The organism is Streptomyces sp. NPDC006602 (assembly GCF_042870385.1).
Classification (GTDB): domain Bacteria; phylum Actinomycetota; class Actinomycetes; order Streptomycetales; family Streptomycetaceae; genus Streptomyces.
The window spans coordinates 132,819-147,182 of the sequence record NZ_JBIAHG010000001.1; the positions used below are offsets into that span (position 1 = coordinate 132,819).

13 protein-coding genes are annotated in these 14,364 nt (G+C 71.2%); 1 reads left to right on the plus strand and 12 read right to left on the minus strand.

Annotation, left to right across the window (positions count from 1 at the left end):
* Nucleotides 1-31 precede the first annotated feature (31 nt).
* The 11 genes from ACFYO2_RS00610 to ACFYO2_RS00660 all read right to left on the minus strand — a co-directional run bounded on the left by ACFYO2_RS00610 (nt 32) and on the right by ACFYO2_RS00660 (nt 11,677).
* Entirely contained in the window at nt 32-1,549 is a 1,518-nt protein-coding gene (locus ACFYO2_RS00610) for a family 43 glycosylhydrolase (protein ID WP_388343879.1), read from the minus strand.
* An 83-nt stretch (nt 1,550-1,632) separates the two neighbouring features.
* A complete protein-coding gene (locus ACFYO2_RS00615) occupies nt 1,633-2,478 on the minus strand; it encodes a PmoA family protein (protein ID WP_388342100.1) in 846 nt (281 codons plus the stop codon).
* The gene (locus tag ACFYO2_RS00620) at nt 2,478-3,620 is read right to left on the minus strand and encodes a Gfo/Idh/MocA family protein (protein WP_388342103.1); all 1,143 of its coding nucleotides are present in this window, start codon (nt 3,618-3,620) and stop codon (nt 2,478-2,480) included. The genes ACFYO2_RS00615 and ACFYO2_RS00620 overlap by 1 nt, the downstream gene beginning before the upstream one ends.
* Nucleotides 3,617-4,909, minus strand: coding sequence for a polysaccharide lyase family 1 protein (locus ACFYO2_RS00625; protein ID WP_388342106.1), 1,293 nt, complete (start codon nt 4,907-4,909; stop codon nt 3,617-3,619). The genes ACFYO2_RS00620 and ACFYO2_RS00625 overlap by 4 nt, the downstream gene beginning before the upstream one ends.
* Nucleotides 4,906-5,802 (minus strand): carbohydrate ABC transporter permease, encoded by an 897-nt coding sequence (locus tag ACFYO2_RS00630; protein ID WP_388342108.1) that lies wholly within the window; start codon nt 5,800-5,802, stop codon nt 4,906-4,908. The genes ACFYO2_RS00625 and ACFYO2_RS00630 overlap by 4 nt, the downstream gene beginning before the upstream one ends.
* Entirely contained in the window at nt 5,799-6,734 is a 936-nt protein-coding gene (locus ACFYO2_RS00635) for a carbohydrate ABC transporter permease (protein ID WP_388342111.1), read from the minus strand. Before ACFYO2_RS00635 ends, ACFYO2_RS00630 begins: the two co-directional genes overlap by 4 nt.
* A 93-nt stretch (nt 6,735-6,827) precedes the next feature.
* A complete protein-coding gene (gene araD / locus ACFYO2_RS00640; protein ID WP_388342113.1) occupies nt 6,828-8,564 on the minus strand; it encodes an L-arabinonate dehydratase in 1,737 nt (578 codons plus the stop codon).
* Nucleotides 8,565-8,569: 5 nt separating this feature from the next.
* A complete protein-coding gene (locus ACFYO2_RS00645; RefSeq protein ID WP_388342115.1) occupies nt 8,570-9,478 on the minus strand; it encodes a dihydrodipicolinate synthase family protein in 909 nt (302 codons plus the stop codon).
* On the minus strand, nt 9,475-10,143 hold the full coding sequence (locus tag ACFYO2_RS00650; RefSeq protein WP_388342118.1) for a GntR family transcriptional regulator: 669 nt from the start codon (nt 10,141-10,143) through the stop codon (nt 9,475-9,477). The genes ACFYO2_RS00645 and ACFYO2_RS00650 overlap by 4 nt, the downstream gene beginning before the upstream one ends.
* 145 nt (nt 10,144-10,288) lie before the next feature.
* Nucleotides 10,289-11,041: an MBL fold metallo-hydrolase gene (locus ACFYO2_RS00655; protein ID WP_388342120.1), complete on the minus strand. Its 753-nt coding sequence runs from the start codon at nt 11,039-11,041 to the stop codon at nt 10,289-10,291.
* A 42-nt stretch (nt 11,042-11,083) separates the two neighbouring features.
* Entirely contained in the window at nt 11,084-11,677 is a 594-nt protein-coding gene (locus tag ACFYO2_RS00660; RefSeq protein WP_388343882.1) for a TIGR03086 family metal-binding protein, read from the minus strand.
* Nucleotides 11,678-11,986: 309 nt separating this feature from the next.
* Here ACFYO2_RS00660 and ACFYO2_RS00665 point away from each other — a divergent pair, with 309 nt between their 5' ends.
* A complete protein-coding gene (locus ACFYO2_RS00665; protein ID WP_388342123.1) occupies nt 11,987-13,222 on the plus strand; it encodes an MFS transporter in 1,236 nt (411 codons plus the stop codon).
* Here the strand turns inward: ACFYO2_RS00665 and ACFYO2_RS00670 are convergent.
* Nucleotides 13,159-14,322 (minus strand): hypothetical protein, encoded by a 1,164-nt coding sequence (locus ACFYO2_RS00670; protein ID WP_388342126.1) that lies wholly within the window; start codon nt 14,320-14,322, stop codon nt 13,159-13,161. The two genes, ACFYO2_RS00665 and ACFYO2_RS00670, sit on opposite strands and share 64 nt — an antisense overlap.
* Nucleotides 14,323-14,364: the final 42 nt, after the last annotated feature.

The following is a 14,364-nucleotide window of genomic DNA, read 5'->3' on the forward strand; positions in this document are numbered from 1 at the left end:
GGTCGGGCGGCGGGCGGGAGTACGGGCCGGGTTACAAGGGGTTGATCCGGAACTGCGTGAAACTCGCCGCGCCGGCATGTCCCGGGCCGACGGGCGCGAGGGCGAACAGGCCGAGCAGGGCGCCGACCCAGCGCCAGGGGGTGGCGGCGAAGACCTGGCCGGACGGGCGCAGGCCGTCGCCGACGTCGTAGAAGAAGCGGCAGCGGGCTCCGGCGCCGATCTCGATCCGCAGTCGCGCGCGTCCCTCGGGCGCGAGCCGCGGGTGGTCGGCGTCGCGTTCCTTCTCCGCGACGGCCTCGGCGAACCGGTGCACGAGGTGGACCGTCCCGTCCGCCCCCCGCTGGAGTCCGATCCAGCTGAAGGCGTCGCCGAGGACCGCGAGCCCGGCCCGCGCCCCCGTCTCCTCGCCGTGCAGGGTCAGCTCGACCTCGACGGCGGACGGGATGCCCGGCAGCCGCTGGGTGAGGACGTTCGGCAGCTTGCGCAGGTCGTGCGCGTCGGCCGAGCGGACGCAGGCGAGACGGAGGCCGTCTTCCGAGTGCTGGGTGGCCCAGCCGTCATGGGGGTCCCAGTTGGCAGTCCACTGCCACTGGCGGCCGAAGCGTCCGCCGGGGAAGTCGTCGTCGGTGGCGGGTGCCGCGGCCTGCTGCGGCGGCAGGTCGGGCTTCTTGTACACGGCGACGGGGGCGCCGTCGTCTCCGAGCACCGGCCAGCCGTCCGCGCCCCAGCGCATCGGCTGGAGGTGGACGACCCGGCCGTAGGCGCCGCGCTGCTGGAAGTGCAGGAACCAGTCCTCGCCGGACGGGGTGCGCACCCAGCCGCCCTGGTGGGGGCCGTTGACGTCGGTGTCCTTCTGCTCCAGGACGATCTTCTCCTCGTACGGCCCGAAGAAGCCGCGCGAGCGGAAGGCGCCCTGCCAGCCGGTCTCCACGCTCCCGGCGGGAGCGAAGATCCAGAACCAGCCGTCGTGCTTGTAGAGCTTGGGGCCTTCGAGGGTGAACCAGCCGGGGATGCGGTCCCCGTCGACGATCACCTTGCCCTCGTCGAGTAATGACGTGCCGTCAGGGTGCATGCGGTGGCCCGTGAGGCGGTTCTTGATGCCGGAGCGGGACTTGGCCCAGGCGTGGATCAGGTAGGCCTCGCCGGTCTCGTCGTCCCACAGGGGGCAGGCGTCGATGAGCCCCTTGCCCTCTTTGAGGAGATGGGGGCGCGTCCACGGGCCCCGTATCTCCGGTGCGTTGATCTGGAAGATGCCCTGGTCGGGATCGCCCCAGAAGATCCAGAAGCGGTCGTCGTGGTGGCGCAACGAGGGGGCCCAGACTCCGCAGTCGTGGCGCGGTGCCTTGAACTCGCTTGCCGGTTCCAGGCGTTCGAGGGCGTGGCCGACGAGTGTCCAGTTCACCAGGTCGCGCGAGTGCAGCAGCGGCAGGCCCGGGGCGCGGCCGAAGCTGGACGCGGTGAGGTAGAAGTCGTCGCCGGCGCGGACCACGTCCGGGTCGGACCAGTCTGCGTTCAGGACGGGGTTCGTATACGTCTCGGCGGTCGGCAGGGAGGTCGGGTACGTCCCGTCGTCCGGCACGGGGGTCGGATACGTCCCGTCGTCCGGCACGGGGGTCGGATACGTCTCGGCGGTCACAGGCTCACCGCCTTGCGGATGAGGGCCGCGGCCCCGTCCCGGTCGAGGCGCCCGTCGGCGACCACGGTGACGATCCGGCGTACGACGGTGTCACCCGGCTCGATCGGCAGCCGTTCCTCGTACGCCAGGGACGAGCCGACGCCCGGGTACTCGGCGGTGCGTACGAACCACGGGTCGCGGCGGGTCTGTTCGGTGGCCCCGGCGAAGACGAGGGTCCAGTTGGCACCGGCGAGGGCGAGCCAGTCGGCGCGGGTGGCGTGGATCTCGGACTCGCCCTCGGCGTCGGCGGTGAAGACCTGGGGGGTCTCCTGCTCCTTGCGGGCCCGCCAGAAGAAGCCGCCGTAGGCCGCGCCCGGGCGCCCGTTCGTCGCCGGGCTGCCGATCGACAGCGGGTCGGGCGTGACGTTGGTGAGGGAGAAGGTGAAGTCCAACGCCCAGGCGGAGTCGGTGAGTTCGGTGGCGGCGACAGTACGGCGCTCGCGCAGCAGCTCGCCGCCCGCGGCCACCCAGCGCAGCTCCTCCACGAACCCGTCGGGGTCGCGGAGTTGGAACGTGGTGTGGCGCTGGGCGCCGTGGTTGTCGAGCTCGGTCGGGCCCTGGTCGCGGACGTAGGTGCGCCCGCCCCAGAAGTTGAACCCCTCGACGTCGGGAACGGCGACACCGACGCCGAGGTGGTGTGTGTGGTCGGCGGGGCTGAGCTCGGTGACAGCCGTGCCCGCCAGGGTGGTGACGGGGTGCAGGTACGGGCGTGGGGAGAGCCGGGGCGGCAGCTCGGGCCGGGTGACGTACCGGCTGACGGGGCGGCCCGCGACGCGCAGGACCGGGGAATCGTTGGTCGTCATCAGGTGCTCACCTCTTTTCGTGGCGCCCAAGGGGCACCCAGCTCTGAGTAGAGGGCGAGGTTGTCGGCGGCGGCCGCGACAAGACCGTCGATGCCGGGGACGACCCTGCGCTGCTCGTCGGGGAGCAGATGCCAGGTGCCCTCGGGCAGCGGGGCCGGGTCGGGGGCCCGGCGGATCGCCTCGACCACCTTCATGAAGGCGCCGGTGACATCCGGAGTGACCAGGAGCTCCGCACCGTCGGTGAGGTGCTCGACCAGGTTCTCCAGCAGGTCGGTGCGGCCGTACTCGTACTCCTCGGGGCCGTGGTCGGCCCGCTGGAGCAGCACGCGGTCCTGCTTGTACCAGAAGGTGATCCGGCCGCGGCTGCCGTGCGCGACGACGTAGGGCTCGTCGGGGTCCTCGGCGCACAGGGTCGCGGCGACGGTGACCGGGAGGTCCCGCGTGGTGGTGACGCGGACGCAGGAGGTGTCGTCGGACTCGATGTCGTTGGCGCGCACCAGCTCGGTCTCGATCCCGGCGACGTCCTCGGCGCGCGAGGCGCCGGCCAGCGCGAGGGCGGTGGCGACGGCGTGCGCGAGCGGGTTGGTCAGTGCCCCGTCGATCACGTCGACGCCGTTCAGCCGCCGCTTGCCCGCCCAGGGTGCCCGCCGGTAGTACGCCTCGGGACGTGCCCAGGCGCCGGCCCCGCCGACGCCGGCCAGGTCGCCGATCGCGCCCTCGGCGATCAGCTCGCGGACCGCGGGCACTGCGTGCGAGCCCAGCGACTGGAAGCCGATCTGGCAGACCACCCCGGCCTCGGCGACCCCGTCCGCCATGCGGCGGAACTCGGCGTACGAGGGGGCGGGCGGCTTCTCCAGCAGGAGGTGCACGCCCCTTCGCGCGGCCGTCAGCGCCAGATCCGTGTGGGTGGGGATCGGCGTGCAGATGACGGCGATCCGGGCGCCGGTCGAGTCGAGGAGGGCGCCGAAGTCGGCGGACTGCTCGGGTGTGCCGAGGCCCTCGGGGAGCTCGCCCGCGGTCAGCGGGGTCAGCTCGCAGATGCCGGCGAGCCGGACGATCCCCTTGTCCTGGAGCCTGCGGATGTTGTCCAGGTGCCAGTGGCCGTGGCCACGCGCGCCCGCCAGGACGATGTCTACGGTCATGGGGTCCTCCCTGCGCCCGCGCCGCGTGCCACCTCTCGGTCGACCGTCGCCGCGCTGTCGATCTTTGTGTGCAGGGTAGGTGTCCAGCCGACGTCGGCCGTGAGGTCGCGCTCGCTGCCCGAGTTGTAGGCGTTGTAGATGGTGAGCAGGTCCACCGGGTAGCCGTTGAAGAGGCTGCCGCTGTTGTGCAGGGCGGTGCCGTTCCAGCTCTTGACCAGGTCGGCGGCCTCGATGTGGCCCGGGGTGGTGAAGGCGTTGTTCTCGGCGTAGATCCCGGACTCGGTGGAGACCCCGACGGAGTAGCGGTAGTCGTGGGCGTCTTCCGGGACGACGTACCGGTTGTTGTAGAGGTGCACCTGCCCGAAGCGGACGCGGGGGGCCCGCTGGACGACGGACTCGAACTCGTTGTGGTGCAGGGTCACCCGGAGCTTGCCGCGGTCGCCGGTGGCCGAGTCGCTGTTGCCGATCAGCATCGCCTTGTCGTGGTCGGCGAAGCGGCTCCAGGAGACGGTGACCAGGTCGGAGCCGCCTGTGATGTCCAGCAGGCCGTCGTGGCGCAGGTAGTTGCGGGCGAAGTAGGTGGGTTCCTTCTCGTCCGGGTGCCCCTTGTCGGAGGCCGTGACGTGGTCGACCCAGACGTGGGTGGCACCGCGCAGCCAGAGGGTGTCGTATGCCGTCTTCCAATCGCCGAGGCCGCCGTTGTTGGGCTGCCAGACGGGGAAGCAGTCGTAGGCGTCGCGCAGTTCGAGATTGCGGATGATCACGTTGTCCGCGTTGCTGACCTGGAGGCTGCCGCCCTTGAGGACGGCCTTGGAGCCGAGGCCGACGATCGTCGTGTTGGAGCCGACGGGCAAGGCGACCCGCTCGGCCTGCCTGGCCGCCGACGCCTGGCGGGCCTGCTCCTGCGGGCCGCTGGGCGGGGCCGAACCCCAGGTGCGCGGATCGTAGGCGGCCAGGTACTTCTTCAAACCGTAGCCGTCGGTGGCGTAGTCGGCGCAGTCCAGGTGGTCGCCGTCGTCTTCGGTGTTGGCGTCGATCGTCCCGGCGATCTTGATGATCTTCGGGGTGTCGCTGCCGCCGTCGAGGGCGCGGACGAGTCCGGCGCGGTCGGTGACCGTGTAGACGTGGGCGTCGTCGGCCGCGGCACCGCCGGTGGTGCCGCCGTCGGCGGCCGCCCAGCCGTCGTTCGGGGCCAGGGTGTCGCGGCCGATGTCACGGGCCTCGGCGTGGGCGGGGACGCAGAGCACTCCCAACAGGCCCAGGGCGACGACCGGATGACGCTTCCTCATCCCTTCACCGCCCCCGCGCTGAAGCCTGTGATCAGCCACTTCTGGATGAAGGCGAACACGATCACGACGGGGACCGCCGCGATGATGCCGCCCGCGGCGAGCGCGCCGAGGTCGACGCTGTCCGCGCTCATCAGGGTGTTGAGGCCGACCGGGATGGTCTGCTTGCTCTGGTTGTTGAGGAACATCAGGGCGAACAGGAAGTGGTTCCAGGAGTGCACGAAGGCGAAGGAGCCGACGGCGATCAGGCCGGGCCGCAGCAGCGGCAGGACGACGATGCGGAACGCGGTGAACCGGTTGCAGCCGTCGACCCAGGCCGCCTCCTCCAGCGAGTACGGCACGTTCTTGATGAAGTTGCTGATCAGGATCATCGACAGCGGCAGCTGGAAGACCGTCTCCGCGATGATGACACTGCCCAGCGAGTTGATCATCTTCAGTTCGGCGAAGATCTCGAACAGCGGCACCAGGAGCAGCGCGCCCGGCACGAACTGGGAGCACAGCAGGGCCAGCATGAAGGCCTGCTTGATCTTGAAGTTGAACCGGGCGAGCGCGTAGCCGCCGGCCAGTGCGACGAGGGTCGTCATCACCAGGGTGGCCAGACCGACGAGCAGACTGTTCTGGAAGTAGGTGGCGAAGCTGCGCTCCGTCCACACCTTCTCGAAGTGGTCGAAGGTGATCGGCCAGGGCACGAGCGAGGTCGAGCCGGCCGGACGCAGTGCGAAGAGCACGATCCAGTAGAACGGGATCAGGGTGAAGACGAGGTAGATCGACAGCGGCAGATAGATCTGCCAGCGGGGTGCCTGGTCCCAGGCGGGGCGCTTCTTGACCGGGCGCTGCGGTTCGGGAACCGTGCGCCGGGGGGCCGGTGCGACCGCGGTGGCCTCCTTGGTGCTCACTTGTCCCCACCTCCGAACTTGCTCAGGCGCAGATAGACCATCGAGCAGAAGAGCAGGATCACGAACGCCACCGTGGTCAGGGCGGACGCGTAGCCGAAGTTGTGTGCGTCGACGCTGGTGTTGGCGATGTAGAGCGGGAGTGTCGTCGTCTCGCCGGCCGGTCCGCCGCCCGTGAGGGTGTAGAGGAGGTCGACGTTGTTGAACTCCCACACCGCGCGCAGCAGCGTGGACAGGATGATCGCGTCCTTCAGGTGCGGCAGGGTGATGTGCCAGAACTGCTTGATCCGGCTGGCCCCGTCGACCTCGGCGGCCTCGTACAGGTCCTTCGAGACGGACTGCAGGTCGGCGAGGATGAGGATCGCGAAGAAGGGGACACCGCGCCACAGGTCGGCGACGATCGCCGCCGGGAACACGGTCGAGGTGTCCGACAGCCAACTGGTGCCGTAGGAGCCCATGCCCATGTCCGCGAGGTAACGGGTGATGCCCGTCTGGGAGTTGTAGAGCAGCACCCAGATCGCGGAGGTGAGCACGCCGGAGACGGCCCACGGGGAGAAGACCATGGCACGTCCCATGCCCCGGCCCACGAAGGTCTGGTTGACGATGAGGGCCAGCGCCAGACCGAACAGCAGCTGGAGTCCGACCTCGACGAAGACCCACTTGGCGCTGAAGGTCAGCGTGTCCCAGAACACCGGGTCGTCGGTGAAGGCGTGGACGAAGTTGTCGAAGCCCGCGTAGCCGTTCCGCCACGGTTTGGTGGGGTTGTAGTTCTGCAGGCTGTAGTAGAAGACGCTGATGACCGGGTAGGCGATGAAGCCCAGCATGAGCAGGGCCGCCGGCGCGATCAGCAGGTACGGGAGCCTGCGCGGCGTGGCGGAGGCACGGCGTCGCCGGGGTGGCGCGGGCGGTTTCGCCACGGCTGCGGCTTGGGCCATGACTGTTCTCCGTTTCTGGGTACGTCGTGCGTTCTGGTGCGGGTGAAGCGCTTTCTGTCCGTGCATGGGTGTGCGAGGTGGTGCTGCTGCGGGTCAGCCCGCGTACGGGTCCTGCACCTTGCCGGGGCGGGCCAGGAACTCGAAGTCGCAGCCCGTGTCGGCCTGGGTGATCTGTTCGTTGTAGAGCGCGCCGTAGCCGCGTTCGTAACGCGCAGGCGGCGGCGTCCACTCGGCCCGCCTGCGCTCCAACTCCTCGTTGCCCACGTTGAGTTGAAGAAAACGGGCCTCGACATCGAGGGTGATGCTGTCGCCGGTCCGTACCAGGGCCAGCGGTCCGCCGATGTACGACTCGGGCGCCACGTGCAGCACGCACGCGCCGTAACTCGTACCGCTCATACGGGCGTCGGAGATCCGGACCATGTCCCGCACGCCCTGCTTGAGCAGGTGGTCGGGGATGGGCAGCATGCCGTACTCGGGCATGCCCGGCCCGCCCTTGGGCCCGGCGTTGCGCAGCACCAGCACGCTGTCGGCGGTGATGTTCAGCGCCCGGTCGTTGATGGTGCGCTGCATGGTCCGGTAGTCGTCGAAGACGACCGCGGGGCCGGTGTGCTTGAGCAGGTGCGGCTCGGCGGAGATGTGCTTGATGACCGCGCCGTCCGGGCACAGGTTGCCGCGCAGGACGGCGACCCCGCCCTCGCTCGCGACCGGGTTGCCCCGGGGCCGGATGACGTCGTCGTTGTGCACCTGCGCGCCGGTGATCTGCTCGCGCAGGGTGTCGTACGAGACGGTCGGCCGCTCCAGGTGGAGCAGGTCCGGGATCCGGGAGAGGAACCCGGGCAGACCGCCGGCGAAGTGGAAGTCCTCCATCAGGTACGTCTGTCCGCCGGGCCGTACGTTGGCGAGCACCGGCACGGTGCGGGCGATGCGGTCGAAGTCGTCGAGGGTGAGCTTGACGCCCGCCCGGCCCGCCATGGCGATCAGGTGGATCACCGCGTTGGTGGAGCCGCCGAGGCCGAGGACCGTGGTGACCGCGTCCTCGAAGGCGTCTCGGGTGAGGATGCCGGAGAGCTTCCGGTCCTTGTGGACCAGTTCGACGATGGTCATGCCGGCTTTGGCCGCCATCCGGTCGTGACCCGAGTCGACGGCCGGGATGCTGGACGCGCCCGGCACGGTGACACCGAGGGCTTCCGCGGCGGCGGTCAGCGTGGACGCCGTACCCATCGTCATGCAGTGTCCGGGCGAGCGGGCGAGACCGGACTCCAGTTCGGTCATCTCGCAGTCGCCGATGAGGCCGGCCCGCTTGTCGTCCCAGTACTTCCACATGTCGGTGCCGGAGCCGAGGACCTCGTTGCGCCAGTGGCCCGGCAGCATGGGCCCGGCGGGCACGAAGACGGCGGGCAGGTCGACGGTCGCGGCGCCCATGAGCAGCGCGGGCGTGGACTTGTCGCAGCCGCCCATCAGTACGGCCCCGTCGACCGGGTACGACCGCAGCAGTTCCTCGGTCTCCATCGCGAGCATGTTGCGGTAGAGCATCGGGGTCGGCTTCTGGAAGGTCTCGGAGAGGGTGGAGACCGGGAACTCGAGCGGGAAACCCCCGGCCTGCCACACCCCCCGCTTCACCGCCTGCGCGCGGTCCCTCAGGTGCACATGGCAGGGGTTGATGTCGGACCAGGTGTTGAGGATCGCGATGACCGGCTTCCCGAGGTGCTCCTCGGGCAGGTAGCCGAGCTGACGGGTGCGGGCGCGGTGGCTGAAGGAGCGGAGGCCGTCAGTGCCGTACCACTGGTGGCTTCTGAGCTCTTCGGGGCGCTTTCTGATCGGCTCACTCATCCCGTTCACATGGACCACCCGGCGGCTATGGCGGCGACTTCCGCCCGCTCCTCCTCGGGCAGATGCCGGCTCGGCGGCCGGACGTCACGGCGGCACAGGCCGAGGGAGGCAAGAGCCTCCTTGACGACGGTGACGTTGTTGGCGGAGCCGTTGGCCGCACGGAGTTCCTCGAAGCGGCGGATCTGCTCCCAGACCTTCATGGCGGCCGGGAAGTCGCCGGACCGAAGCGCTTCGATCATGTTCAGCGAAACGGACGGGGCGACGTTCACGAGCCCCGAGGTGAAGCCGGTGGCGCCCGCGGAGAAGTACGAGGGGGCATACGGCTCGGCGAGACCGGCGACCCACACGAACCGGTCGAGCCCGGCGTCGCGGGCGAACGCCGCGAACTTGGCCGCGTCCGGCACGGCGTACTTCACGCCGATGACGTTCGGGCATGCGTCGGCGAGTTGGGCGAGGCGGACGCCGTGCAGCTGGGCGTTGCGGATGTACGGGACGACGCCCAGCTCGGGCACGGCCTCGGCGATCGCGCGGTGGTAGTCGACCCAGCCGCTCTGCGAGACGTACGGGTGCACGGGCTGGTGGACCATCACCATCTGGGCGCCGAGCTCACGGGCGTGCCGTGCGGAGGCGATGGCGGTCGGCACGTCGTGCCCGACACCGACGAGGATCACGGCACGCTCGCCGGCCTCGTCGATGGTCCACTCGGTGACGAGCTGCCGCTCCTTTGGGGTGAGGGCGTAGAACTCCCCGGTGTTGCCGTTGGGCGTGAGGGTCTTCACCCCTCCGTCGAGCAGACGACGCAGCAGGGCCCGGTGGGTGCCCTGGTCGAGGCGGCCGTCCTCGGCGAACGGGGTCACCGGGATCGCCACCACGTCGGCCAGGGCCGTCCGCTGGGTCTCGAACGTCGTTGTCATGCCTGACCGTCCTCTCCCTGGGCCCCGGACTCCGCTTGCGGAAAGGCCCGTTGCACGAACGACCCGATGTGCGCGTGAAGGGCGCGGGCCGCGCCGTCGGCGTCACCGGCGAGGGCGAGCCGCAGGATCTCCCGGTGTTCGCCGGCCTCCCGGTCCCAGGACGGCGAGGCCGCCCAGGCGACGGCGGAGACGAGGGCCGCCTGGTCGCGCACCTCGTCGAGCATCCGGCCGAGCAGCGGGTTGCCGCACGGCAGGTAGAGGGCACGGTGGAACTCCCGGTTGGCCAGGGAGCGTTCGGCGGTGTCGGTGGCCTCGTCGGCCCTGGTCAGCGCGGAGCGGGCGGCGTCGAGGGACGCCCCACGCTGCACGGCACGCTTCAGCGCCTCGGGCTCCAGGAGCAGCCGGACGTCGTAGACCTCGCGCGCCATGTCCGCGTCCACCATGCGCACCGTGACGCCCTTGTACTGGTTCATCACGACGAGCCCGGTGCCGGCGAGGGTCTTGAGCGCCTCGCGCACCGGGGTCTTGGACACCCCGAACTGTGCGGCGAGCTCGGTCTCGACCAGAGCCTGCCCCGGGGTCAACTGCCCGGTGAGGATGCGGTGTTTGATCCCTTCCAGCACGTACTGCGTGCGGGAGGGGATCGGCGTGGGCACAGAGGTCATGCGCGCCTCTCGGATCTCGCGTATCGGATCTCACGTATCGCGTCTCATATATGACGTACGAAGTACGACGCGTTGAAGGTAGGGAGGTGGCGTGTGTTTCGTCAATGCTTCTGACAAGGAAAGGTGAGGTTGCGGTAAAGACGCGTCAGACGGACCGGGTCTCCCCGACCCGGGCGGCCGCGGTCGGCCCGCCGAAGGCCTTCGAGGCCCGCTCGGTCGCCGCCTCGGGGGTGAGCGTGGGTCCCACGTGCGTCACGAGCAGCTGCCCGACGCCGGCCGCGCGGGCCGTGTCACCCGCGTCCTCGGGGGTCAGATGCACCTGTTCGCCTTCGCGATGCGCGTCAATGTCGGCCTCGCAGAGGAACAGGTCGGCGCCGAGGGCGAGTGCGGTGAGCGCGGCGCAGGGCCCGGTGTCGCCGGAGTAGGCGAGGGTGCGTCCGCCGGTTTCGGCGCGCAGGCCGTAGGCCTCGACGTCGTGCGTGACTGCGTGGGCGGTGAGGCACAGTTCGCCGTGCCGGGCGGTGTGGCCGTCGTAGAGGGTCCGGAACTCGAAGATCCCGCTCAGGAACCCTGCGTCCGGCCGCCCGAAGAACCCGGCGAGCCGATGCGCGCAGCCTGCCGGGGCGTAGACGGGGATGGGAGCGGCCGGGGTGAGCCCGCCGTAGGCCAACCCGTACACGGCGGAGAGCAGATCGGCGACGTGATCGGCGTGCAGATGCGAGATCCAGATCGCGCCGAGCCGTGCCGGATCGGTGTGCCGTTGCAACTCCGCGAAGCTTCCGGGCCCGGCGTCCACCCACACCTCGGCACCGCCACCGCGCACCAGATAGCCGGAGCAGGGCCGGTCCGGCCGCGGGTGCGGGGAGGCGGTGCCGAGGACGGTGAGGGTGAGGGGCATGCGGGGAGCGTAGTTCGCCGCCCCTGGCCGCATGCCATCGATTTACGGCTTCGGCGTCCAGCCCGGCTCGCGCCCGCTCAGGCCCACCGCCCGGTCGAGCAGCGAAGCCTCCGCGGGCCCCGGGACGATCGGGCCGAAGATGTCGCCGCGGCCGGGGTCGTCGACACAGGCGAGGAGGAAGTCGTACGACGCCTGCAGTGCGGCGGGGTCCGGGGCGTACGGCTGCCCGGTCGAGCGGGCCAGGTCCCAGCCGTGGATGACCAGTTCGTCCACCGCGACCGCGGCGGCGACCGCGCCCGGCAGGTCGACGCCGCCCGCGCGGGTCATGCCGGTCCAGGCGGCCGGGTCACGCCAGGCGTCGGCGAGCTCGTCGAGGACCTTGGGCAGCTCCTCGCGCCAGCCGGGGCCGATGTCGGGCCGGGCGGCGTCCGGGCGGGTGTCGGTCGTGACGCCCAGGTCCTTGCGTCCGGCGTCGCGGAAGGCGGCGGCCAGGCCGATCAGGTGCCCCAGCAGGTTGCGCACCGCCAGGTCCGGGCACGGTGTCGGGGCCGTGAGCTGCTCGTCGGTCACGCCCTCCGCGAGGCGCGCGATGATCCGGGTCTGCGGTCCGAGGTCGAGGGTCGTCGGGTCGGTCATTGCATGCTCCTCCGGGATGCGGGCTGTGCTCATGGGGTGGACCGTTCGGATCCCGGAAACTCATCGCCCGCTGCCGGATCTCCCACCTTTCTAAGAGCTCCGAACAAAAGTGGAGTCCGATCAGCTCGCGGCGTCTGGTGCGTGCGATCGCAAGGCGCCGGAAGCTCCTCGTAGCGGAGCTACTAGGGGCTTTTGGCAACGCGGCGAGCGTGCGTGCCAGACGCCGCGAGCCGGGCTCCACTTTTGTTCGGAGCTCTAAGGCACCTGCCCGATCCGTCCACCCCCTCCTTAGCCACACGATGACCGGGCATGACGACAACACGAGCACGGACATGGACGGTGGCCCGCGTCCTGCGCGACCGCAACGCCGGGCTGTATCTCGCCGGAGTCGTGGTCTCCGGCTTCGGCACCTCCGCGCTGTGGCTGGCGTCGGGCGTGTGGGTCAAGGAACTCACCGGTTCGGACGGGCTCGCCGCGCTGTGTCTGCTCGCCATGTGGGCGCCCACCCTGGCCGGCCCGCTGCTCGGCACGGTCGCCGACCGGGTCCGCCGCAAGCCGCTGCTGATCGGCACGAACCTGCTGCTGGCCGGCCTGCTCCTCACGCTGTTCACCGTCGACTCCGCGCGGGGCCTGTGGCTGCTGTTCGCGGTCCTGTTCGTGTACGGCGCGGCAGGCGTCGTCCACGACGCCGCGGAGTCCGCCCTGGTCGCCGCCGCCGTCGCCCCGTCCCTGCTCGGGGACTTCAACGGACTGCGGATGACCGCCACCGAGGGCACGAAACTCGTGGCCCCACTGGCCGGAGCAGGCCTCTACGCGGCGTACGGCGGCCCGAGCGTGGCCCTCCTGGACGCGGTCACCTTCGTCCTCGCCACCGGTCTGTACGCCGCACTCCGCGTTCGCGAGGAGAAGCCCGAGCCGCCGGGCGGCGGCCGGCTCGAGCAGACCGCCGAGGGCGCCCGCCACTTGTGGGCGCATCCCCGGCTACGGCCGCTGGTCCTCGCGGGCGGCGCCACCATGCTGTGCGCGGGCGTGAACGGGGCGCTGGTCTACGCCGTCGTCGAGGGCCTCGGGCACTCCCCTGCCTACACCGGCGTGCTGTACGCCGTGCAGGGCGCCGGCTCGGTCGCGGTGGGGCTGATCTCCGGCCCCGCGCTGCGACGCCTCGGCGCACCCCGGTTCGCGGCCTGCGGCATCACGCTGACCGCCGTCGCGGTGGCCCTGCGGGCGGTCCCGTACGACGCGGTGGTCCTGGTGTGCAGTGCGGCGATCGGCGTGGGGCTGCCGTGCGTGCTGATCGCCGCGCTCACCGCCGTACAGCGTGAGACGCCCGGGCCGCTGCTGGGCCGGGCGGTCGCCACCGCCCACACCCTGATGTTCGGGCCCAATGTGATCGGGCTGGCCGTGGGGGCGGCCCTGGTCGAAACGGTCGACCACCGGCTGCTGTTGGTCGTCCTGGGTTCGGCGCAGCTGGCGGCGCTCGCTCAGAGCTCGCTGAGCCCCTTGCGCAGGGCCCCCAGGTCGCCGTCCGACGCCAACCCGGCGTGATACAGCCGCAGTTCCGTGGCGCCGAGCTCCCGGGCCCGCGCGGCGTCCGCCCGCACCGTGCCCGGGCTGCCGCCCATGCCCGAGACCACACCCAGGTTGGCGGCGACGACGGCGGCTTCCCGCCCCTGTTCCGCGAAGGGCGTCAAAAGACCGGGACCGCCCGCGCACGGCACGACCACGCCGTCCGCGACGGACAGGATGTGCGCGGGGTCGACGCCAGGGTTGGCACCGACGTGGTAGGTCACGGGGTCGGCGTGCAGCAGCACCTGGAAGCCCTCGGGAGCGGCCGCGCGGACCGCCGCGACGGCCGTCTCCTGGAGGCTGCGCGCGGTTTCGTCGCGCCACGCGCGCGTGGCGGCCGCCGTCTCCTCCCCGAGGAGCTTCTCGACCCCCGCCCAGCCTCCGTCGTCGGGCGCTCCCTGCCACACCGGCTCCAGGGCCTTCCGTACGGCGGCCGCCAGCTCGTCGGCGTCCAGGCCCTGTCGGCCGTACCCCTCCCGGCAGGCCGGGCAGAAGCAGAGCGCCATCAGGTACTGTCCGGCGTCCCCGAGGCCGACCCCGCCGGTCTTGTCGTGGGCGTGCAGGTGCTGGAGGCCGTACCAGCCGAGGGACTCCAGTTCGGTGCCGCGCGCACCGGGCCGTACCGCGGCCTCGGCGGCCAGGTCGACGAGGTACGCGCGCGTGGCGGGCTGTGCGATGCAGGGCGCCCACGGGTAGCGGTCGCCGTAGGCGTTGACGACCGAGGTGTCCGGGTGCTCGGCGCCCAGGCGGGAGTTGTGCGCGAGGACGACCCAGGTGTGCACCTCGAGGCCGGCGTCCGCGAGCGCGCCGGCGGCCTCGCCGAAGGCGTCCCCGGGTGCCCAGTCCCCGGCGGCGTACGGGCGCAGCCGCCGGCCCTCCCAGCGGTCGTCCGTGGGATACAGCACGGCCGCGTGCTCCGCCGTGACGATGCGGTGGCGCGGGTGACGGGGGGTCAGGGCGCGGGTGGAGTGGTAGGCGGCCGCGAGGGTCGCCTGCTGCACGCCGAGCGCGGCGATGCGGTCCGCGGCCTCCGGGTCCCCGTTGACATCCCAGGGGTAGACGAACGTCGACGCCTTCACTTGTCCTCCGCGTTCACTTGTCCTGCGCCTTCACTTGTCCTG